Below are 21,778 nucleotides of genomic sequence, written 5' to 3'. Positions count from 1 at the left end.
ACTGATGTTGTTAGCAGGGGAACAACCGTGGGAACATTAGACAGCGCCATTCGAATCCGGTTGATTGAAGAAGTGCCCATCAGCGAGGCGGGCTTTCGCTGCTTACTGGAAAAGGAATATGATTTCAAACTGCTGAAGCCTGTCACTTGCGAGTCGGGATGTTGCATAGCATGTACGAATTCAGCCCCCGATATTTTGTTAATGGTGATGAATTCCGGCTTGAAATGCGGGCTGGAATGCATCAGTCAAATCAAGCACCGCAACGCGGATATAAAAATCCTCGTCCTCTGCATGATAGAGGACGTTCATATTGCCAGGCGCCTGCTAGATCTGAGGGTAAATGGCGTTATCTGCGGCCATACGCCGCCCATGATTTTATTTCGCGCCATTCGGGTGATCGCAGCAGGGGGCACCTATATTGACACCAATATCGCCCAATCTATTGCATTACAGGAATCAAACAGTTCATTCAGCCCATTTTCAACCCTCACGCTTAGGGAGTTTGAGATTATTCGCATGATGCTGGATGGCTTAAACCAGCGACAAATTGGCGAAAACCTGTTTATCAGCGCACACACGGTTGCCAACCACCATGCCAATATTATGAAAAAGATGGGGGTCAGTAATCACATCGAGCTGACCAAGCTGGCTATCCGGCACGGATTGATCACTGTCTGAAGGGTGCTATTGGAGTGAAAGGAAGAGGTTTACCTTTCGTAGCAAAGAGGGTTTCGGTGACAGTATTACTAAATACGCTTAACACTCATTAGCAATATGGAAAATGTGCATTGTTAAGCTGTTGGGTAAAGCCTTGGTAACCATGATTCCAGTACATGCTCAGGAAAACTGAGACGCACTGCGCCCTTGGGCGAATCGGATACGAGAAGCCTCCTGTCCAGCAAGCCTTTGAGTACTTTGCGTGCCTGTCTGTCGGCATAACCGGTAATCTCAGGTGCTCTGCCGCGCTCAAGTGAGCCGCTAAGCAGTGCTTCCCGCAACAGGTTGAAGGAGCCTTTCATTAAACGTCCGGCATCCACCTCATCACGGCAGTAGAGTCCAATCCTGCGCAGGAGTTCATTCGGTTCCAGAATCGACTGCATATAGTTAACCTGATCAATGCAAACCGTGAGGAAGAATTCGCAGAACTCTTCTAATCCTTTGAGTGACAGATTACCCCTGCCATCCAGATCACCTTGCCTTGGCATATCAGCAGCTTGAAGGCGCAGTTTGTATTCTTGCACATTGCGCCCTAAACCTCGTGCCACCGACCAGAGCGCGCTGCCGATCCCAAGCTCCCGGAAACAGGCGTAAGACTGCAGTCGAACGACTCGGCCATTGCCGTCATAAAAAGGGTGAATCCAGAGCATGCGATGGTGTGCTGCAGCCACAGCAATCACCTGTCGTGCGCGAGATGGCACGGAGCCATAGGCCTCCTCAAATCGGCCCATGAACAGGTTTAGCTCATCAACCGAAACGGCAACATGGCGGCCAACCTGTACATCACCACTCCTGAGTTGACCGGGGATCACATTTACATTCTCGCCTGTTTCGGGGTTGGTGACAGATAGCAATGCATTGGGAAGGCGCTTACAGAATTCTTTATGTGCCCATAGTGCAAATGCCCCTGTGAGTGCATGCGGAGGTGCTTTGCCTTCATCAATCAGGCGCTGCACCTCGATATGAGCACGGGCTTCCAGCTGAAGATCACGAATTTCGGGGTCATCAGAATAATCATCTCTGAGCGCCTTCTCGATATTGGTAGGGTGGGTGTTGTGCCCTTCAATCAGATTACTGTAATAGCAGTTCATCGAACGTACCAGATCACCAACAGAGCGAATGACCTCTCCATTCAGGGTTGATGCCAGCCCCTGCGATTTACCAGCCAGATCAAATGCGAGATTTTCAAGCCGGTGCTGCCTGTCCTCCGGCATCAGCGGCTCCATCAGGCTGGGATTTAATGTTTTATGATGGCCCATAAGTGCCGATCATAAATGCTGTTAATTATTTTGTAAAACAATAGTTTAAGTTTATACTTATAATTAAGTGTGCCGATTATAGTGCCGATGTTTCTGGGTGCTCCTTAAGATTTTCTAGTTTCAGTGCGGTTGATCGTTTTGTTGTTGCTGCGGCGCACGCAGTTGAAATTGAATCTCTGTTACGCGTTCGCGGGGTAGCGCCACATCGATAGTACGGCCAGGCTTAAAAAGATTACCGGAATAAACAGATAGGCAGTGCGTACTTTCAGCACGGTATCTTCGGAAAGCATGGTTTCTTGTCCGACTACTCCGGTCTAGGCGAGCAGGGTACCACTGCCTACTGTGACGATGCCGATGGCCGTTTGTAGACCAGCACGCTTTTAGCGCTGTATTACAGAGCCAAAAGCGTGTCCTGTTGGTCGTGTGGTTACAGATCGAGTGTCAGACTTCCCGGATACTCCAGTGCTTCTTTTACAGCCACCAGAAAACGCACTGCATCGGAGCCGTCAATGAGACGATGATCATATGACAGAGCCAGATACATCATGGGGCGAATGACAATCGTATCATTTTCCACAACCGCACGTTTTTGAATGGTGTGCATGCCGAGAATGCCGCTCTGTGGCGGATTCAAAATCGGTGTGGAGAGCATGGAACCGAACACACCGCCATTGGTGATGGAGAAAGTGCCACCTTTCAGATCATCGGGCAGCAGGCCACCATCACGGGCTTTGCCTGCCAGGTCGCTAATGCCCTGCTCAATTTGTGCCAGATTCATCAGATGCGCATCTCTTAATGTGGGTACCACTAAACCTTTTTCCGTACTCACGGCAATGCCGACATCAAGGTAATTATGATAAACAATATTATCCGCTTCGATATAGGCATTGAGGGCAGGGTGTTGTGAGATGGCTTGAGAAACAGCGCGTACAAAGAAAGACATAAAGCCTAGTTTTACACCGTGTTTGTTCTGGAACGCCTGACCATAACGGCTGCGTAGATCCATGACGGGTTGCAGATTCACTTCATTGAAGGTGGTGAGCATAGCGGCCGTGTTCTGGGCGCTTTTTAAGCGTTCAGCAATGCGTTTGCGCAGGCGGCTCATTGGCACACGTTCTTCACTGCGCTGATTGCTGAGGGGAGCTGTTGTCACTGTTTTAGTCACTGGTGCAGGTGCATCTGTAGCGGGTGCCTCGGCTGTGGTTTCTTTCACTTCTACTTCTGAGACCGCTTCATCAGTGGGCGTGGTATCTGCAGCAGTGCTCGTTGAAGCTGCTTTTACCGCCTGTTCACTGCCATCAATCAGTCCGATGACTTCACCCGGTTCAACAGTGTCATCAACCTGTTTGGAGATACTTTTGAGGATGCCTGCATCGAGCGCGGTGATTTCCATGGTGATTTTATCACTCTCAATTTCAGCCAGCACATCATCAACGACAACGGCATCCCCCTCCTTTTTGAGCCAGGAAATAAGTGTTGCCTCTGATTCGGACTCACCCAAACTGGGAACCTTGATCTCGATATCCATGCTTAATCTCCTTGTTTCTTTAAATCAGACGATCATTAGTGCTGTCGGCCAGCGCGCTATCAACCAGTTTTGCCAGTTCCCGTTTATGACGAGAAATGGAACCAACTGCTGGTGCGGCTGAGCCGGGGCGTGTGATGCCGTATATTTTTTGCGTTTTGAGAAGAGTCTGGCGCATAGAGCTATTGAGCAATAGCCATGCCCCCTGATTTTCAGGCTCTTCCTGTACCCAGTACACTTCGTTTGTTGTTTTATAACGTTGCAGTTGTTGGCGCAGTTGTGTGTCGGGGAATGGATAGAGGCGCTCCAGACGAATAATGGCGATGTCTGTGATGGCACGTTTTTGGCGCTCTGCCAACAGGTCGTAATAGACTTTACCCGAGCAGATAATCAGACGACGCACGTGTGCGGCACCGATACTCTGATCGGTTTCCTCTAATATCGGATTGAATTGACCGGAGGTGAAATCTTCAAGGGCTGAGAATGAGGCTTTGTTTCTCAACATACTCTTGGGCGCCATCATAATCAGTGGTTTGCGGGCTTGGCTTAATAGTTGCCTTCTAAACAGATGAAACAGTTGGGCAGGAGTAGTCGGGTAAACCACCTGCATATTGTCTTCAGCACAGAGTTGTAAATAGCGTTCAAGTCTGGCCGATGAGTGCTCAGCACCTTGACCTTCATAACCGTGGGGCAACCACAGCACCAGACCGGACATGCGGCTCCATTTGGTTTCGCCAGCAGCAATGAATTGATCAATCACCACCTGCGCAACATTAGCAAAATCACCATACTGCGCTTCCCAGATCACCAATGCTCTCGGTTCGGCGATGGAGTAACCATACTCATAACCCAGTACGGCCATTTCCGATAACATCGAATCGACCACAAGGAAGTGAGAGAGTGGCCCGTTTTCTGTTTCACGCAGCGGAACAAATGCTTTGCCGGTGATTTGGTCATAGACCACAGCATGACGATGGAAAAAGGTGCCACGGCCGGAATCTTCTCCGGAGAGGCGTACCCAGTGGCCCTCATTGACCAGCGTGGCATAGGCCATCGCCTCACCACAGCCCCAGTCGATGGGCTGCTTGCCATCCATCATCTGGATGCGACCATCAAATATCTTTTCTACCTTGGGGTGCAGTGAAAAATTAGCAGGTAGGCGGTGTACCTTGCGCACCAGTTCTTTGAGTAAATCGCCGTGTACTGTTGTGTCGGGTTCTTCGGCATGGCCGGAAGTGAATCCTTCCCAGCGCCCTTGCAGGCTATTTACGGGGCTTGGGGCAGGGCGGTCTTTATTGCGGCTGCGACGTACTTTATCAAGGCAGTCGCGATAGGTGGCAACCATGGCTGTGTAATCGGTATCGCTGATGATGCCATCCTCAATAAGGCGGTTGCGATAGAGCATGCCTACGGTCGGATGACTGGCAATGCGTCGATACATCAGTGGTTGGGTGACTTCCGGTGCATCGGATTCATTGTGACCATGGCGGCGGTAACAGATCAAATCGAGGACAATGTCTTCACGGAATGTGTTGCGGTATTCGACAGCGATTTCAGTGGCCAGACAGCATGCCTCAGGGTCATCACCATTAACATGCAGGATCGGTGCCTGCACAATTTTGGCAATATCGGTGCAGTAGGTGGAAGAGCGTGCATCATGGGGATTCACGGTGAAACCAATCTGATTGTTAACGACAATATGGATAGTGCCGCCGGTACGGAAACCGCGCAGCTTGGAGAGTTCAAGTGATTCTGCCACCACACCCTGACCTGCAAATGCCGCATCACCATGCAACAATACACTCATCACTTCACGTTTTGTTTTATCTTTGCGGCGGCATTGTCTGGCTCGCACACTGCCGAGCACAACCGGTGTAATGATTTCCAGGTGAGAGGGGTTAAAACCCAGCGACATATGTACAGTGCCACCCGGGGTAGGTACGTCCGATGAGAAGCCCAGGTGATATTTAACATCGCCTTGTCCTTGTGCATCATCCTCAAAATTAGCGCCTTCAAATTCGGAAAAAATATCGGCCAGCGATTTGCCCATGATATTGGCGAGCACATTTAAGCGACCGCGATGGGCCATGCCGAGAATGATTTCTTTGGTTTTGTTGCTGCCAGCATGCTGAATCAAGGTGTCCAGCATGGGGATCAGGCTTTCACCACCTTCGAGTGAAAAACGTTTTTGGCCGACATAACGCGTGTGGAGGAAACGTTCAAATTCTTCGGCATGCATCACCTTGCCAAAAATATGGCGGCGTGTTTCTTCATCATAGCTGGGGGTGGAATGAATGCGTTCCAAGCGTGATTGCAGCCAATGGCGGCGGGCCGAATTGGTGATGTGCATGAATTCAAGTCCGATATGGCCGCAATAGGTCTGTTGCAGAAGGGATACAATGTCGCGCAATGGCATGCGAGCATCACCGCTTAAATTACCTGTCGGAAACAGTTGATCCATATCCGCTTCGGAAAGCCCATAATAGGCCATCTCCAGCTCAGGGCTGGAGGCGCGTGGGTTGAGCTTTAGTGGATCCAGATCGGCATGCAGGTGACCATGCATGCGATAGGCTTGGATCATATAAATAGCGCGTGATGGAAACTCGATATCATCCTGATTATCTTGTGAACGAGCGTTGCCTGAAGTTTGTTGCAGAGCAGACCGTGGCGCGACTTCGCTTGCTGTTTGAGAAAATGGGCGCGCTGTAGGGCGCATTGTTTCCAGCATGGAGTGATGGCTTGGCTGCGTATCAGTTGTTTCATCTTTAAGGGTGGAGAAATAGGCGGCCCACTGGGCCGATACGGAATCCGGTTGTTTGAGATATTGTGCGTACAGCTCTTCCAGATAAATGCTGCCAGCACTATATAATTCATCCTGTGCAGTATCTGTCGTTGTTTGTTTACCGCTCACATGACCTCCAGATATAAACCTATCCATTCATGAATAATGTAGACTAGTGTTTTTTGTCACTCTGCATAGGCCCATTGATACCATAATATCCCCATATATTCATGCAATGCATCAGATGAGTCTGCTAGCACATGTGCTTGTGGCAAAAAACTAAGCACATTATATGCCCCTTTTGTTTCCACATACGCGCAGGGGGCCGGGATCACACTCAAGCCTTGGGCTTTAAATACGTGGACGGCACGCGGCATATGCCAGGCAGTCGTAACCAGAATAATTTTTTTGATACCTTTTTTCTGCAGTATCTGTTGAATATGGATAGCGTTTTCCCACGTGGTTTTGGCAGTGTTCTCACTGAAAATTTTCTCAGGTGCAACGCCGAGTTTGATCAACCAGCGTTGCATTACTTTGCCTTCTGATTCTAGCTTGCCCGAAATGCCATGGCCGCCAGTGGTGTAGATGTCCAGCGCTGTTGTTTTTTCTAAATCCGCAGCATAGATGGTACGCATCAGGGCATGATCAGATAAGGCATTGCGGCCACCAAATTCAGGCGCATTTTCATAAATGCCAGCTCCTAGGAGGATGATTGCAGTATGCTCTTTTGCTAGTTGCCGCAGTGTTGTCGGATCGGTTTTCAGGGCTGCATAGTGGGTTTCTAAAGGAGAAATTAATACATCACGCACCGGCTCTGTGGAGAGTACCCAGAGCAGCGTCAACGATATAATGACCAGTTCTTTGCCGCCGCGAAATTTTAAAAAAAGCAAACCGAGCGCTGCAAGCAGAATAAGGCCTGCCGGAGGCAGCAACAGCAGGGCGATAGATTTGGTGATAAATAGCATGATGGCAGCTGTAGATATTAGCTTGGTCGTGATGAAAGTTTAATCATGTGAGCGTGTAGATGCTCAATCATCCAGATCCTCTTCATCATCAAAGATAAAGTGATATGGGGCTGTGATTACATCCATGGTGGTCACCAACCCATAACGCACGTAAGAGCAAGAGGACAACATGAATAGGGACAGGCATAAAACAATAATTAATCGCATGGGTGAAACCTCTAACTTAATTTTGGCATTACTATAGCAATCATCAGGCTGAGGACAAGGCAGCCTTGCAATTTTCCAAAGGTAATCAGACTAAAGCTGAGCAAAGTTCACTCTGGGATGCCCTTTTCGACCTATGTGGTAAATATTTCTACATCAGGATGTGCCCCCGGCATGTTTTCATGCGATTGTCCTGTTAATCATCCTTTTAAATGGTGCTGAATCATGGCTTCCAGCTAATAATCAGTAACTTTTATGATTGATCTGGATGCTATGGTGTTAACATGGAGCTGCGTCCCGCCATAATGTCGATGGCCTTTAATAGGCGCTTAAATACAGAGTCCTGGCAGTAGGGGATACCATGTTTTTTGCATACTTCAACGACCCGGGGTTGCGCATATTGGTATTGATTTAATGGTATGTCAGGCCACAGGTGATGCTCAATCTGATAATTTAACCAGCCATAAAAGAAATCATTTGAATCAGAACCGGTTGGGTAATTGACCGAGCCGAGAATTTGTCTCAGATAGAACTCACCTTTTCCTTTGCCTCGATCTTCAAACATCATCACATCATCGCCCGCATGATTGGGTACGATAACCAGAAAAGAGTGCATGTTGGTGAAGAATTCGGCCATGATAGACGTTAGCAATACACTGATCATTGCAGAAGTCCCTAGCGGAAAAAATAGCAGTGGCAGCAGAGTAAATCGAAAGGCAACGTAGGGTAGAATGCTATTCAGCCATAAGGCTCGTCCGCGTTTGGTGAACAAGCTCCAGCTTCCTCCTCTGACCATTTTCGGCTCAGGCTCACCGTTTTGTCGGGCCTGGCTGATGCGCAGTTCTTTATGGGTTCTGGGTGTGTAGTAGGCTATTTTCCAAATAGCTGTAAACAAGATAATGATAAGAAAGCGTACAGCCATGGGGATGTTGGATTGTCGCAACCACGCCATATTATGCTGCAGGTGGTCAGGGTCACGTTTTTCACCTAAATTATAGTGGTGTAAAATATCATGTTCCTGATGCCATGCATCGGGTGTGATCCAGTCAGGCCAGTCGATAAAGCGTCGCCATCCGCGTGCAAATGTCTTGCTGGAATATGAGTTTGGGATGTTGTCTATTTTATCATAACCTTTATGTACAATAGGGTGGGTCATCTGTGTCCAGCGTGTGAAGCTACCCTGGCTGATCAACAAGGCGGAAACAGGGTTGGGGAAGATCCACGCAGTTGCATAACCAAAGAGTGTGCATACTCGGCCCCAGCGTTCCATTTTCTTCAGGTGTGTGAAATCAGCTTCGCCCATGCGTGCGATCACATCATGATGAATCTGATCCAGATCTTGTGCTAGCTGTTTTCGATCTACCTTGTGGTAACTGTTTATACTCACATTTTCCCCTTAGCAACAGTGTTCCACTCTTACCATTATACATTATACATCTATTTATCTAGGTGAGAGAGGACGATATCAACCACCCGGGGTGGTGCATCTATGGCACCCTATAGTGGTGTCGTAGGCAGGTGTGTTGTCTGTCAGGTTATCCGTAAAATGGTCAGAAGAGGGCAATAGTTGCTGTTCAAGTATCTCTCTTTAGTGGATACTCTATTTACGCTGAGGTCTTCTGCCTCTATTCTGTCTGTTGCCATTAGGGCGTCCGCCGGGTTTGCTGTTGTGTTGTTCGGCGCGGTCACCTGCTTGCATGCCTTCAGCAGTCGCTCCCGGAGCCGTTGGTTTGCCAATCTCCAGCATCTCCGGCTCGATATGCGTGATTGGTATTTGGCGACTGATATAGGCTTCTATATCAGGCAACCCAAAACAAAAGCGTTCACATGAAAATGAAATGGCTGTGCCACTGGCGCCTGCGCGAGCTGTACGGCCAATACGGTGGACATAGTTTTCCGCATCTTCGGGTAAATCATAATTGAATACGTGCGTTACACCATCGATATGCAGGCCGCGACTGGCCACATCAGTTGCAACGAGCAGATGCAATTTTCCACTGGTGAAATCCTCTAAAATGCGCATGCGTTTTTTCTGGCGTACATCGCCGGATAAAATACCTACGGAAAAGCCGTAGCGGGCCAAATTTTTTGCCACACGTTCACCGGTACGTTTTTCATTGATGAAAATCATGCCGCGTTCGACCTTAGATTCACGCAGCAGGTGAACAAGGATAGGAAACTTATCTTCCATGCTGGTGTGGTACATCGATTCAGTAATGCCAGAGGCGATCAGATCCCCCTCTTCAGCACGCAATTTCTCTGGAGAATTCATGTGCTCATAGGCCATTTCCAGTACGCGATGCGACAGCGTGGCAGAGAACATCAGCGATTGGCGTTCATTGTAGTTGGGTAGGCGGCGTAGCATAAAGCGCAGGTCATTAATGAAGCCGAGATCAAACATGCGATCGGCTTCATCAATAATCAGCATATCGGCTTTAGATAGCGAATATACACGTTTCTTTAAATAGTCGATCAATCGGCCGGGGGTGCCAATCAGAATATCTACGCCATCTTCAAAACCCAATCGCTGTTTTTCATAATCCACGCCGCCATATACAGAATGTAATTTCAAATCAGTGAATTGCGCTAATTTTCTGGCATCTTCACCGATTTGAACAACCAACTCACGCGTCGGTGCAATGATCAGTACACGGGGATGATGTGTTGTGCGGCCCTTTTTGGGTTCGGTTGTGAGCAGGCGGTTGATGGCGGTAATTAAAAAAGTTGCTGTTTTGCCCGTGCCTGTGCGTCCTTGTCCTGCAACATCTTTGCCTGCCAAAGTGATTGGTAGCGCTGTTTGCTGCACATCAGTCATCTCGGTAAAGCCAAGCGACTCAATGCCTTTTTGCAGCGTCTCAGGCAGTTTTAATTCAGTAAATAAGGTGGGTTGGATGACCAGCGTCTGTTTCATGGCGGGGAAGCTTACGCGCTGCATGATTGCAACGCCACCAAGCGCTGATTAGTCTGCCGCCCGTAAGAACTGAAAAAGGGCTCATGGCGCAACTGGTTAGCGCAACCGGCTCATAACCGGTTGGTTCTAGGTTCGAGTCCTAGTGAGCCCACCATACAACAAGAGAGCCTGTGATCTTCGTGATTGCAGGCTTTTTTGTATTGATATGAAATGATGTCGTATATCGATTTCGTTTGCGGATTGATGCCGTCTGTTGATTTGTACCTTGATGCACAGCTTTGTGATTACGCTATACACAGAGAATAGAGGGTTGAATATCAAAGGGGTGATTGTCAGCCTTGGCATGAATAAATGATAACAGGATGTGAAATGGCACCAAAACCAGAAGAAGTCGTTGATATGATTCGTCAGAGTATTCCTGATGCAGTTGTTGAAGTGAATGTATATTCCGGAGATGATCATTTTGAATTGCGAGTGATCTCCTCAAGTTTCTCAGGTAAAACGCGCATTCAACAACATAAAATGGTTTATGCAGCCCTTGGTGAGCAAATGAAACAAGCTATCCATGCCCTTGCATTGAAAACATCCACCCCTAAGGAGAACACATGAGTGATTCAGTATCCCAGCAGATTGAACAGGTAGTAAAAAACAATGATGTTGTTTTGTTTATGAAGGGGACCCCCGACTTTCCTCAATGCGGTTTTTCCCAGCGCGTAGCCGCTATTCTGAATTCATATGAGATACCGTTTTCTGCGGTAAATGTGCTGCTTAGTAATGATGTGCGTGAGGGTATTAAAGCCTATTCTGACTGGCCAACTATTCCCCAATTGTATGTTAACGCTGAGTTCGTCGGTGGCTGTGATATAGTCTCTGAAATGCATGACGGTGGCGAGCTGGAAGAATTGCTAGCGCCGTATAAAAAATAAGCGTAAGGTAAGCTCTGTAGCGCCGTATTTTTATTCTTTGTTGGCTGGTTGGACAAGAGTTGGCGGTAATCCATGAGCTACAGCTAGGATGTTGATGCTGATTGATTCCGGTTTTGATTATCATGAAATCTGTGAACGTGGTTATTCACCACCTGTGCGCTTGCACAACCAAAAAACTGCTTTTGCTGCCGAGATAGCTTACTGATGCAAACCAAGCTTAGTCACAAACTGGGTCAGCGTTTAGCGCTAACCCCTCAACTTACCCAAAGCCTGAAAGTGCTGGCTATGAATTGCATGGAACTGGAAAATTATCTGGAAGAGTCCGTTGAATCTAATCCGATGTTGGAGATGGACCCCAATGCCAGTGCGGCTAATGAAACACCCAACCAGGAACGCGCTCTGGAAGTGGCTGAGCGTGAGCAGTGGAAAGAGGTGGGGGATGATCGTTGGGAATCCATGTATTCTTCTTCGAGCCGTGATTCAGGTGGTGATGGTTTTAGTGAGCGTGAACAAACATGGCAGGGAGAACTAAGCCTGAGCGAATCCTTGCATGATCAGGTCAATCGTGAGCCAATGCCTGAACTTGAGCGTGAAGTCGCTCATATCCTGATTGATTCACTGGATGATGATGGTTATTTCCGTGCTGATCCGGCTGAATTCGCAATTGAAATAGCCGATCAGATTGTGACCGATGCTGCCGTTGTTGAAAAGGTGCTTGAAGAAGTGATTCAACAGCTCGAACCCGGTGGCCTTGGAGCCAGGGATTTGACGGAATGTTTATTGCTGCAGTTGGATACCGATCAAGAGATTGATACATGGGTCATGCGTCTTTTATTGCACTTTTCCGATCTGTTGCATGAATCCGATGATCTGCTTGCTGAAAAAGTTGATTGCAGTCTTGAAATTATTCAACAGGCTAGAATGCGAATGCGCAGGCTTGATCCGTTCCCCGGCCACGGTATGCGTGGAGATAATAACTTTTATATTCGCCCTGAAATTATATTCAGACGCAATAATGATCAGGAAATAGAAGTAGATATTCCCGGCACTGGATGGCGCGGAATGCGACTGAATGAGCAGTGGAAAGATCATGAATGGAAGGGCAAAGATAAAGAATTTATGTCCCAGGCTATGAAAGAAGCCAAGTGGTTGATGCATGCATTGGATCAACGCAGCGAAACGCTTTTGAAAGTGGCACTGTGTCTGGCTGAGCGGCAACGCGCATTTCTTGAGTTCGGAGTGCTGGGGTTGAAGCCTTTAACCTTGCAGGATGTTGCTGAAGATGTCGGCCTGCATGAATCTACTATTTCCCGAGTTACCAATGGTAAATACGCGGATACTCCAATTGGTTTAATTGAGCTTCGGCGCTTCTTTTCGGCCGGGTTGCCAACGCGTGGCGGAGGCTCAATATCTGTTTACCGCGTACAGCAACGGGTGAAAGCTTTGATTGAATCCGAACCAACAGCTCACCCTATTTCCGATCAGGCCATTGCTGATCGTTTGCAGGCTGAAGGTATAGAAATTGCACGAAGGACTGTAGCGAAATATCGCGAGCAGTTGGGCTTGCCTCCAAGCAGCCAGCGGCGGCGTGCCGTTAAAACACGCTAAAGGTGTTTTGATTCGTTAAAGCATCGTTATTAAAACTGATGACTTCGTAGGAGTCATCAACGCGCCCATGGACGGGCGCGCAAATCAAGTGTTTTATTCGCAAGAGCTTGATTTATAAGGGGAGTGAAAGTAATGCTTTTCACTTCCAGAGGCGTAAAAAGGCCATGGATGGATTTTTTTACGACTTCAACAAAATAGAACGGAGGACAAAATATGCAAGTATCCATCACAGGGCGTCATGTGGAACTCACAGACCCGCTAAAATCTTACGTCGATGACAAGCTACAGCATCTAAAACATTCGTTTGATCATGTTGTAGATGTTCACGTAGTGCTTTCGGTGGAGAAGTTTCGGCAACGATGTGAAGTGAGCATGCAGGCCAGTGGCATCAATATTCATGGTCGCCATGAAACTGACGATATGTATGCATCGATTGATGGTGTAGTGGATAAATTGAATCGTCAGTTGAAACGTTATCGGGCCAAGCTACGTCGCCATCGCAATGTTGCGCAGCAACAGGGGCGTGAAATTAAAGTGTCGCATAAGGTGTTGGATCTGGCGCAAGAGAATGAAGAGTTCAGTGAAGATCATCAGCCGGCAACGTTGCGTCATGAACAGCTGGATGCGAAACCGATGAGTGTTGATGAGGCTGTGATGCAGCTGGAGTTGGGCAGTCGTGATATTATATTTTTCACCAATGATGAAACGTCATCATTGAATGCAGTTTATCGTCGCCCGGATGGTGCGTTAAGCTGGATTGAACCGGAAGCTTGATCCAATCGGAGCCTATGCATGATCACAACTGAACATATTTGTCTGGATTCACAGGCACATAGCAAACGGGCTATTATTACCGAAATGGCCCATTTCCTGACCTCTATTGATCCGGATAGAGTGATGGAAGTGGTGATGGCACGTGAGCAGCTGGGCAGTACAGGAATTGGCCATGGGGTTGCTATACCCCATGGTCGTATGCCTGATCTGACTAGTCCGGTGCTGGTGCTGACAAGGCATGCTGAAGGTGTGGATTTTGATTCAATAGATGGCAAACCGGTACATATTGTCGTGTTGCTGTTGGTGCCTGATTCTGATGATCGTCAGCATCTTGAACTACTGGCGCAGCTGGCTAGAAATTTACAACAAGAATCATTTCGTGAGCAAATTATGCAAGCGGAAGACAGTGAAACCGTGGCGGCTCTGTTTGCCGGTAAGGTTTCGGAGGCCTAGTGCCTAAACAGCGCAGGATCACGATTCGTGAGCTGCTGAGTGAGCAGGGAAAAGCAGTAAAAATGCATCTATTGGCTGGAGAAGCCGGCCTGCATCGCTATATAGATCATCCTCGTATGCAAAAGCCATCCCTGGCCTTTGCCGGCTTCCTTGAAAATCTGAGTGATTATCGCTTGCAAATTATTGGTAAGACTGAACTGCAATTTTTGTCTACACGTACAGCATCGGAACAGAAACAGGTTATTGATGCTGTGTTTGATTTGAAACTGGCGGGTGTAGTGATTACGCGCAATCAGGTGGTGCCGGATACTATCCTGGAGGCAGCTAAGCGCACCGATACCCCGCTATTGTTATCGGCATTATCTTCTTCCGCATTTATGACCCATATGATGCTCTATTTGTCACATCGTTTAGCACCGATGCTGCATCAACATGGTGTGTATATGGATATTTTTGGACTCGGTGTGTTGATTACCGGAGCCAGTGGTATTGGTAAAAGTGAAATTGGTCTGGAGTTGATTTCGCGTGGGCATCGTCTGATTGCAGACGATATGGTGGAATTTACGCATGAGAGCCAGAATATCATCGTTGGACGCAGCCCTGAAAATTTGCGTTACCATATGGAGATTCGTGGTTTAGGCATCTTGAATATCCGGGACCTTTATGGTGCCGCAGCCATTACCGATACGAAGCGACTGAAGCTGGTGGTTGAATTGGTTCCATGGGATCAGATTAAACCGGAAGATCGCGTGTTGGGTGACGAGGGAGAAGTAGATTTCATGGAAGTGAACATTCCACGTGTGCCTATCCCGATTCGTTCAGGACGATCATTGGCCGTGCTGGTTGAGGTAGCAACCCGAAATCAATTATTAAAACAGCGTGGTATCCATAGTGGCGAGAGCTTTGTGCAAGCATTGCAGGATCGGATAGAGCGAGGGACAGCAGAGCAATGACTGATATATTGTTGATCAGCGGGCTATCCGGAGCAGGTAAAAGTACAGTATTGCATGCGCTGGAAGATGCCGGTTTTTTCTGTACGGATAACTTGCCATTGGAAATGTTACAAGACTGGATTCTGAGCATGCAGTGTAAGAATCAGCAGGCTGCAGTATGTCTTGATACGCGCAGTGGTTTTAGTGCGCTGGCCATTAAAGCTGTCATTGAAGACATGGCTGTGCCATCTGATTGGTCCTTTGTATTTGTTGAAGCGGATGATGAGGTGCTACAGCGCCGGTTTTCCACGGTCAGGCGTCGCCACCCGTTCCCTTCCAACCGTGATTTGGTGGCATCGATTCATCTGGAACGTGAGGGTTTGAAGCCTTTGCGCGACATGGCTGATATTGTACTTGATAGCAGTCATTTAACGCCATACGAGTTGGCTGAAAAGGTCGATTTCTTTTGTTTAAGGGAAGCTGGGAAGGTAAACAAGCAGAAAGCCAATGCAATGGCATGTACTGTCATGTCGTTCAGCTATAAAAATGGTTTACCAGCGCATGCGGATATTGTGTTTGATATGCGTTTCTTACCCAATCCCCATTATCAGCCTGAGCTGGCACCATGCACAGGGCAAGATCAGAGCGTGATAACATTTTTGCAACAATATAAGGAAGTGGGGCAGGCAGAACGCTATGTAGAGCAATGGCTTGCATTTATCTGGCCGCAATTGCAAAAGGAGCGAAAACATTATTTCACGATTGCATTCGGCTGTAGTGGTGGCCGTCATCGCTCGGTGTATATGGCAGAGCAGATAGCGTCATGGTTGCAAGGCAAGGCAATGGTGGAACCTGCTATTCAGCATCGTGAACTGGGTATTGTGCAATATGCCAGTGATAAAAAGAGAGCTGCTGGAGTAGTTGCGTGATTGGAATTGTGTTGATTGGACACGCTCACATTGCCAGTGAAATGCTGATTGCGCTGCAGCATGTGGTCGGAGAAGAGCCCTTAATCGCTAGTGTGGATGTCGGTGATGATTATGAACCTGAATCACTTGCGAAAGTGTTGAATGAAAAAATTAAGGCGTGTGATGTTGGTAAGGGGGTGTTGTTGCTGGCGGATATGTTTGGTGGGACTCCGTGCAATATTGCCATGGGCTGTTTGAAACCCGGGCATGTGGAAGTCATTTCAGGATTTAATTTACCATTGCTGATTAAAGCTACGAGTTTGCGACACCATGAAAAAGATTTGAAAGTATTGGCAGATCAGGTTGTGGTATCTGGTAAACAATATATTCAAATAGCACAGCAACTAAATATTTCGCGTGCTACCGAGTGCGGAGATGTCTAAAGCGCTTACCGCTGAGAAGGCTATTTATATTCAGAATAAACTTGGTTTGCATGCCCGTGCATCGGCCAAGCTGGCGACAGAAGCAAGTCGTTTTGAGGCTAATATCATGCTGATCAAGGATGATATAGAAGTGAATTGTAAAAGTATCATGGGTATAATGATGTTGGCTGCCTGCAAAGGGACTCAGCTAAAACTTCGCGCTGAAGGATCTGATGCTGAGGATGCGCTTGATGCGATTACAGCACTGGTAAACGCTTATTTTGGAGAGGGTGGGTGAGTAATTCAGTGCAGGGAGAGGCACGCATACCGATCCGTAGAGAAGGATCGGCGGTGGCCTCAAGTTCAGGCATTATTATCGGGCGTGTTCAGAAGTTGTTGCATGGCCGTCACCCCATCCCTGCACGGGATGTTGCCAGAGAACATATTGAACATGAAGTGGCTCGTTTGTTGGCTGCGATTGAGGCGGCCAAAGCAGATATAGATATTGAACGTGATCACCTCAATAAAACAGGTATTAAAGATTCGCTGACCATACTTGATGTGCATCGTATGTTGATTATGGATCCGGATTTGTTGGATAGAGCTATTTCTCGTATTCACAATGATTGTATCAATGCCGAATGGGCACTGCGACAGGAAATGGATGTGATTCAGGCTATTCTTGAGCAGGTAGAAGATGAATATTTACGTAACCGCACACATGATATTGAACACGCGGGCAGAAGGATTCTGAGTCATTTGATGGCTACTGATGCATTGGCATTGGCACCGGGTGAGCAGCTCGACGGCTGGTCTGTAATCAGCAGTGATAGTGAAGATATAATCTATGTCGGTGATGATTTTTCTGTTACTGATATTGTCAGCATGTGGCGTCATGGCGTTGCTGGCATCATTACTGAGCAGGGTGGTGCTGATGCACATAATATCATTGTCGCCCGTGGTGTTGGTCTGCCTACGCTGGTTGGCGCCGGCGGTATTCTCTCTGATATTGAGGATGGCGATACGCTGATTCTGGATGCTGAACAGGGCTCATGGGTGTTGAATCCATCGTCAACTGAACAGGCTGCTTATTTAAAATTTATTGATGCCATTGCGGCCAGCAAAAAGGGCTTACAGGCCTTTGCATGCAAACCATCCTTAAGTGCAGATGGTCATGCGTTAAAACTGATGGCCAATATCGAATTTCCAGAGGAACTGGATGCGGCTGAAAGCATCGGTATTGACGGAGTGGGCCTTTATCGTAGTGAGTTTTTATTCATCAATGAAGCGAAAATGCCGGATGAAGATCATCAATTTGTGCAATATGCCGCTCTAGTGAAGCGTATGAATGGTAAGCCACTTACGATGCGATTGCTGGATATTGGTGGTGATCGCCCGTGGTTGTATCGTGATTTTGCCGGGCATCAATATGGAGGCAGCAATCCAGCTATGGGATTGCGTGGCATTCGTCTGTTGCTTTGCAATAAGGAACTGATGGAGATTCAACTCTCCGCCATGCTCAGGGCTGCTGAAATTGGCCCGGTACAAATTCTGGTGCCTATGGTGACGGCCAGGGAAGAGATGGAACAGGTGCATGATGCGATGGACGCTTGCCGTAAACGCCTGGGGATCACGCAAGCAGTCCCTGTTGGCGCAATGATTGAAGTGCCGGCGGCGGCCTTGATGGCTGATGAAATTGCAGCTGTCAGCGACTTTTTCTCAATTGGTACCAATGATTTATTGCAATATACCTTGGCAGCTGATCGCAATGATGACGAATTGGCAAGTTTGTTTAAGACGGGTGAATCAGCCATTTTGCGTTTGATTATATTGGCAACTTTGGCGGCTAGAAAAGTAGCTATTCCGATATCAGTGTGTGGTGAATTGGCTGCCGAACCAGAATGGGTTTCGACATTCCTGAATCTTGATATGGATCATTTGTCGATGAGTTTGAATAATATTCTGATGGTACGACAGTTTTTGAGTAGAGAAAAATACCAGCCTTTATCTATATAGCTGCACAATTTACGTCTATCTGCATGCTTTGCATGCAAACTCCTTTTGCTGAATGCGACAAAGCTGTTTACCCTTGCGCGCTCGAAGGTTAACCAATGAGTAGGGAGAGTAATGATGCGTTATGATTGGACGGTAGATGAAATTGAGGCACTGTTTACACTGCCCTTTAATGATCTGATGTGGCGAGCCCAACAGGCTCACCGGGCAAACTTTGATGCCAATGAAGTCCAACTATCTACATTACTCTCTATTAAAACAGGTGGTTGCCCTGAAGATTGTAAATATTGTCCGCAATCCTCACGCTATAACACCGATGTTGAATCTGAACTGCTGATGAAAAAAGAGCAGGTGATTGAAGCTGCCAAAGCGGCTAAAGAGAAAGGCGCTTCACGATTCTGTATTGGTGCGGCCTGGCGTGAACCAAAGGGTCGCGCCTTTGATCTGGTCTGCGATATGATTACCGAGATTAAAGAGCTGGATATGGAAGCGTGTGCCACGCTCGGCATGCTGAATGCTGATCAGGCGAGTAAACTCAAGGGTGCAGGGCTGGATTATTATAATCATAATCTTGATTCCGATCCTGAATATTACAAAGAGGTGATCAGCACGCGCACTTACGATGAGCGGCTCGATACCCTGAAACACGTGCGAACTGAAGGCATGAGTATTTGCTGTGGTGGTATTGTTGGTATGGGTGAATCTCGTCGTCATCGTGCCGGTCTGGTTGCTCAGCTTGCTCGCATGTCTCCTCACCCGGAATCAGTGCCGATTAATATGCTGGTGAAGGTGGAAGGTACCCCGGTCGCAGAAGATACGCAGTTTGCAGATACGCTCGATAACTTCGAATTCATTCGTACTATCGCTGTTTCACGCATCACCATGCCGGGCTCTCATGTGCGACTTTCAGCGGGGCGCGAAGAGATGTCTGAAGAGATGCAGTCGCTCTGCTTCCTGGCGGGAGCTAACTCAATTTTTTATGGTGAAAAATTACTTACCACGGGCAATCAGGCTGCTAGCAGCGATCAGCTTTTGTTTGATAAGCTTGGTTTGCGCCCGATGCAAATGCCTACCCCGTCGAGCCGTCGTATGGTGAATGCGTAAAATATTGATATATCTTTTTTAAATTGATGCCTTAGACGATTTAAAACAGCTTGCAATCCTAGTCGAGAGGACAATAGTTAGTCATCAATGATGGATCCACGTGTGGTCTGTTAACATGCGATTTGTCATGAGAGGGATGTTTGTGATGCAGCTATTGAGATATTTCTTTCCCGTGTTAAGTCTTATTCTTGTTACTTCGTTTCTTTCAATCGATGAGCTTGAAGCTGAAGAGACACATTCATTGGTGTTCAGTGGTGTGGTGCTTGAACAGGGTAATAATCCTCTGCTTAAACAATTTTCCCAATGGCTGGCCAAGCAGGCGGACTATCCACTCACAACGCAGTTTACTGATAGTTATCAGGGCTTGAGTGATGTTTTGCGAGAAAACTCAAAGGCGCTAGCCTGGACCTGTGGCGCCCCTTTTGTCGAAGATCATGCTGCAGACCAACAGCAGTTGATTGCGATACCACTGTTTCATGGTGCACCCGTGTACCGTTCTTTTGTCATGACACGTGCCGGGCGCACAGAAAAAACACTGGCTGATTTCAAAGGGCAGGTGTTTGCCTACTCCGACCCACGTTCCAATTCAGGTTTTTTAGCTCCTTCGTATGCTTTGAAACAGCAAGGTATAGATATTCATCAGCATTTTCGCTATCTGATGCATACCGGGTTGCATGAATATTCTTTGGAGGCGTTGCTGGCCGGGCAAGCCGACGTAGCGAATATTGATGAGTATGTGGTGGACGAATATTTTAAGGCCAATCCGGATATGAAAGACAAACTTGTCATTCTTGAACGCTTGGGGCCATTTCCATTTACTCCGATTGTTGCTGGTAAAGATGTACCTGAATCCACGGTGGTACGCTTGCAGCAGGCATTAGTCAGTATGCGTGAAGATGCACAAGGGGCGACTATGTTGAAGCAGTTCGGTTTGGATGGCTTTGTAGTGAAGCCAGTCTCATTTTACCAGCCCATTGCTGATATGCTCAATGCGGTGCATCAATAATATGATAAAGTGTTGTATGTTCATCAATAAGCTATCTGTACAAACCGGTTTGATCTTTCTGCTTGGCACGACCATCGTGGTGGGTGGACTTTCCTGGCATCAGTATTCAGATGAATCAGAACGGTTACCTATTGTTGCACAACGGGATGCAGTTGAATCCACCAGGTTGATTGCAACGAGTGTCAGTAACGAAGTGCTCTACCGTAAAGCCTTTCCTTTGTGGAAGCAGATGAAGCGCATCAAAGAGCGCTTTAATGATGATAATGTTATTTTACGTGAATTTGCTGTGCTGGATGACAAGCATCTGGTGCTTACACACAGTGATGCGGTGCATTATCCGGTTATGAAACAAATGCCTGTGCCTGCTGATGGTGCAGTCTGGAACGGGCATGATATTCAGGTTGTGCAATCTGTTTTACACCCTTCTGATGGTCGTGTGATTGGCGTTGTTATACTGACATTTGATGCATCCTCTATTGATGCTGAATTGGCAAAATTAAGACAGGAGATCGGTGTTTCGATGGCCTTTGCCATGCTAGTTGCATTATTGATTGCGATTGGCATGTCGTTTCGGGTCTCTGCACCATTGCAGCGCTTGTCCCGTTTGGCAGCACATATTGGCGATGGTGAAGTCGAGATAAAAAGTTTCAGACATACACCGGATGAAATCAAGGCATTGGCTGTTTCCATGCAACAAGCCGATCAAGCCATTATCGCAAAAAATCGGCAATTGATAGAAAATGAAGCACTGCTGAAAAGTTTAATTGATAATTCTCCGGCAGTGATCTTTATCAAAGACCTTGAAGGTCGGTATATATTAATCAATAGTCGCTATGAGGATATTTTCAATATACGTCATGAAGATATTGTGGGTAAAACGGATGCCGATGTTTTTGATGCAAGCCTGGCAGCAGCGCTGAGTAAACATGATGAGGAAGTGATTGAACGCGGTGATGCAATGGTGCTGGAAGAGAGTGTACCTGACCGACGTGGGCTCAGACATTACTATTCTCTGAAATTTCCGCTCTATGATACGCACAAGAAAATGTATGCCGTTTGCGGCATTGCCACCGATATTACAGATCAGAAAGCATCTTCTGCACAAATCAGTAAATTAGCTACGGTGGTTGATCAGGCCGATGAGATTATCGTAGTTACGAATGCAGATGGTATCATCGAATATGTCAATCCGGCCTTTGAACGCATCAGTGGTTACAGTGCAGAAGAGGTGCTCGGGTAAACACCCCGTATCGTGAAAAGTAATAAACA

At 47.3% G+C, this 21,778-nt stretch carries 20 protein-coding genes and 1 tRNA gene; 15 read left to right on the top strand and 6 right to left on the bottom strand.

The window, feature by feature from the left end:
• Nucleotides 1-27 precede the first annotated feature (27 nt).
• Complete coding sequence (locus tag D8Y20_RS03955) at nucleotides 28-678, top strand: response regulator transcription factor (RefSeq protein WP_121541744.1); 651 nt, start codon at nucleotides 28-30, stop codon at nucleotides 676-678.
• 113 nt (nucleotides 679-791) lie between these two features.
• On the opposite strand, the gene D8Y20_RS03950 is transcribed toward D8Y20_RS03955, so the two are convergent.
• The 6 genes from D8Y20_RS03950 to D8Y20_RS03925 form a co-directional block, all read right to left on the bottom strand.
• Nucleotides 792-1,976, bottom strand: a complete 1,185-nt coding sequence (locus D8Y20_RS03950; RefSeq protein ID WP_201265520.1) for a Fic family protein — start codon at nucleotides 1,974-1,976, stop codon at nucleotides 792-794.
• 427 nt (nucleotides 1,977-2,403) lie between these two features.
• Nucleotides 2,404-3,504: a dihydrolipoyllysine-residue succinyltransferase gene (gene sucB / locus D8Y20_RS03945; protein WP_121541743.1), complete on the bottom strand. Its 1,101-nt coding sequence runs from the start codon at nucleotides 3,502-3,504 to the stop codon at nucleotides 2,404-2,406.
• A 19-nt stretch (nucleotides 3,505-3,523) separates the two neighbouring features.
• Nucleotides 3,524-6,412 (bottom strand): 2-oxoglutarate dehydrogenase E1 component, encoded by a 2,889-nt coding sequence (locus D8Y20_RS03940; protein ID WP_236075236.1) that lies wholly within the window; start codon nucleotides 6,410-6,412, stop codon nucleotides 3,524-3,526.
• 56 nt (nucleotides 6,413-6,468) lie between these two features.
• Nucleotides 6,469-7,248 carry a YdcF family protein gene (locus tag D8Y20_RS03935; protein WP_236075235.1) on the bottom strand — a complete coding sequence of 260 codons (780 nt, stop codon included), beginning with the start codon at nucleotides 7,246-7,248 and terminating at the stop codon, nucleotides 6,469-6,471.
• A 475-nt stretch (nucleotides 7,249-7,723) separates the two neighbouring features.
• Nucleotides 7,724-8,839, bottom strand: a complete 1,116-nt coding sequence (locus D8Y20_RS03930; protein ID WP_121541740.1) for a fatty acid desaturase — start codon at nucleotides 8,837-8,839, stop codon at nucleotides 7,724-7,726.
• 213 nt (nucleotides 8,840-9,052) lie between these two features.
• Nucleotides 9,053-10,387, bottom strand: coding sequence for a DEAD/DEAH box helicase (locus D8Y20_RS03925; protein ID WP_236075234.1), 1,335 nt, complete (start codon nucleotides 10,385-10,387; stop codon nucleotides 9,053-9,055).
• 53 nt (nucleotides 10,388-10,440) lie between these two features.
• On the opposite strand from D8Y20_RS03925, the gene D8Y20_RS03920 reads away from it, so the two are divergent.
• The 14 genes from D8Y20_RS03920 to D8Y20_RS03855 all read left to right on the top strand — a co-directional run bounded on the left by D8Y20_RS03920 (nucleotide 10,441) and on the right by D8Y20_RS03855 (nucleotide 21,749).
• Nucleotides 10,441-10,517: transfer RNA gene (locus tag D8Y20_RS03920), tRNA-Ile, on the top strand.
• A 215-nt stretch (nucleotides 10,518-10,732) separates the two neighbouring features.
• Entirely contained in the window at nucleotides 10,733-10,972 is a 240-nt protein-coding gene (locus tag D8Y20_RS03915) for a BolA family protein (protein ID WP_121541739.1), read from the top strand.
• Nucleotides 10,969-11,289, top strand: coding sequence for a Grx4 family monothiol glutaredoxin (gene grxD / locus D8Y20_RS03910; RefSeq protein ID WP_121541738.1), 321 nt, complete (start codon nucleotides 10,969-10,971; stop codon nucleotides 11,287-11,289). The genes D8Y20_RS03915 and grxD overlap by 4 nt, the downstream gene beginning before the upstream one ends.
• A 204-nt stretch (nucleotides 11,290-11,493) precedes the next feature.
• Nucleotides 11,494-12,897, top strand: coding sequence for an RNA polymerase factor sigma-54 (gene rpoN, locus D8Y20_RS03905; RefSeq protein WP_121541737.1), 1,404 nt, complete (start codon nucleotides 11,494-11,496; stop codon nucleotides 12,895-12,897).
• A gap of 213 nt (nucleotides 12,898-13,110) precedes the next feature.
• Nucleotides 13,111-13,671: a ribosome hibernation-promoting factor, HPF/YfiA family gene (gene hpf / locus D8Y20_RS03900; protein ID WP_121541736.1), complete on the top strand. Its 561-nt coding sequence runs from the start codon at nucleotides 13,111-13,113 to the stop codon at nucleotides 13,669-13,671.
• A gap of 18 nt (nucleotides 13,672-13,689) precedes the next feature.
• Entirely contained in the window at nucleotides 13,690-14,124 is a 435-nt protein-coding gene (locus D8Y20_RS03895) for a PTS sugar transporter subunit IIA (RefSeq protein WP_121541735.1), read from the top strand.
• On the top strand, nucleotides 14,124-15,077 hold the full coding sequence (hprK, locus tag D8Y20_RS03890) for an HPr(Ser) kinase/phosphatase (protein ID WP_121541734.1): 954 nt from the start codon (nucleotides 14,124-14,126) through the stop codon (nucleotides 15,075-15,077). The genes D8Y20_RS03895 and hprK overlap by 1 nt, the downstream gene beginning before the upstream one ends.
• Entirely contained in the window at nucleotides 15,074-15,985 is a 912-nt protein-coding gene (gene rapZ / locus D8Y20_RS03885; RefSeq protein ID WP_236075233.1) for an RNase adapter RapZ, read from the top strand. The genes hprK and rapZ overlap by 4 nt, the downstream gene beginning before the upstream one ends.
• Nucleotides 15,982-16,407 (top strand): PTS sugar transporter subunit IIA, encoded by a 426-nt coding sequence (locus D8Y20_RS03880; protein WP_121541733.1) that lies wholly within the window; start codon nucleotides 15,982-15,984, stop codon nucleotides 16,405-16,407. Before rapZ ends, D8Y20_RS03880 begins: the two co-directional genes overlap by 4 nt.
• Nucleotides 16,400-16,684 carry an HPr family phosphocarrier protein gene (locus D8Y20_RS03875; RefSeq protein WP_121541732.1) on the top strand — a complete coding sequence of 95 codons (285 nt, stop codon included), beginning with the start codon at nucleotides 16,400-16,402 and terminating at the stop codon, nucleotides 16,682-16,684. The genes D8Y20_RS03880 and D8Y20_RS03875 overlap by 8 nt, the downstream gene beginning before the upstream one ends.
• Nucleotides 16,681-18,402: a phosphoenolpyruvate--protein phosphotransferase gene (gene ptsP, locus D8Y20_RS03870; RefSeq protein ID WP_236075232.1), complete on the top strand. Its 1,722-nt coding sequence runs from the start codon at nucleotides 16,681-16,683 to the stop codon at nucleotides 18,400-18,402. Before D8Y20_RS03875 ends, ptsP begins: the two co-directional genes overlap by 4 nt.
• 114 nt (nucleotides 18,403-18,516) lie before the next feature.
• Nucleotides 18,517-19,503 (top strand): biotin synthase BioB, encoded by a 987-nt coding sequence (bioB, locus tag D8Y20_RS03865; protein ID WP_121541731.1) that lies wholly within the window; start codon nucleotides 18,517-18,519, stop codon nucleotides 19,501-19,503.
• Nucleotides 19,504-19,648: 145 nt separating this feature from the next.
• Nucleotides 19,649-20,509, top strand: coding sequence for a phosphate/phosphite/phosphonate ABC transporter substrate-binding protein (locus tag D8Y20_RS03860; RefSeq protein ID WP_161957574.1), 861 nt, complete (start codon nucleotides 19,649-19,651; stop codon nucleotides 20,507-20,509).
• A gap of 16 nt (nucleotides 20,510-20,525) precedes the next feature.
• Nucleotides 20,526-21,749: a PAS domain-containing protein gene (locus tag D8Y20_RS03855; RefSeq protein WP_161957573.1), complete on the top strand. Its 1,224-nt coding sequence runs from the start codon at nucleotides 20,526-20,528 to the stop codon at nucleotides 21,747-21,749.
• Nucleotides 21,750-21,778: the final 29 nt, after the last annotated feature.

It is taken from the genome of Mariprofundus sp. EBB-1 (genome assembly GCF_003665155.1).
Taxonomy (GTDB): Bacteria; Pseudomonadota; Zetaproteobacteria; order Mariprofundales; family Mariprofundaceae; genus Mariprofundus.
The sequence above is the reverse complement of the archived record's forward strand: the minus strand, read 5'-3'. Positions and strand labels throughout refer to the sequence as shown.

Coding starts and splice junctions, on each gene's coding strand:
- rapZ (WP_236075233.1), top strand. CDS start 15,074: ATGACTGATATATTGTTGATCAGCGGGCTATCCGGAGCAGGTAAAAGT.
- bioB (WP_121541731.1), top strand. CDS start 18,517: ATGCGTTATGATTGGACGGTAGATGAAATTGAGGCACTGTTTACACTG.
- sucB (WP_121541743.1), bottom strand. CDS start 3,504: ATGGATATCGAGATCAAGGTTCCCAGTTTGGGTGAGTCCGAATCAGAG.
- hpf (WP_121541736.1), top strand. CDS start 13,111: ATGCAAGTATCCATCACAGGGCGTCATGTGGAACTCACAGACCCGCTA.
- grxD (WP_121541738.1), top strand. CDS start 10,969: ATGAGTGATTCAGTATCCCAGCAGATTGAACAGGTAGTAAAAAACAAT.
- D8Y20_RS03915 (WP_121541739.1), top strand. CDS start 10,733: ATGGCACCAAAACCAGAAGAAGTCGTTGATATGATTCGTCAGAGTATT.
- D8Y20_RS03950 (WP_201265520.1), bottom strand. CDS start 1,976: ATGGGCCATCATAAAACATTAAATCCCAGCCTGATGGAGCCGCTGATG.
- D8Y20_RS03935 (WP_236075235.1), bottom strand. CDS start 7,248: ATGCTATTTATCACCAAATCTATCGCCCTGCTGTTGCTGCCTCCGGCA.
- D8Y20_RS03875 (WP_121541732.1), top strand. CDS start 16,400: ATGTCTAAAGCGCTTACCGCTGAGAAGGCTATTTATATTCAGAATAAA.
- rpoN (WP_121541737.1), top strand. CDS start 11,494: ATGCAAACCAAGCTTAGTCACAAACTGGGTCAGCGTTTAGCGCTAACC.
- D8Y20_RS03855 (WP_161957573.1), top strand. CDS start 20,526: ATGTTCATCAATAAGCTATCTGTACAAACCGGTTTGATCTTTCTGCTT.
- D8Y20_RS03860 (WP_161957574.1), top strand. CDS start 19,649: ATGCAGCTATTGAGATATTTCTTTCCCGTGTTAAGTCTTATTCTTGTT.
- D8Y20_RS03925 (WP_236075234.1), bottom strand. CDS start 10,387: ATGCAGCGCGTAAGCTTCCCCGCCATGAAACAGACGCTGGTCATCCAA.
- D8Y20_RS03895 (WP_121541735.1), top strand. CDS start 13,690: ATGATCACAACTGAACATATTTGTCTGGATTCACAGGCACATAGCAAA.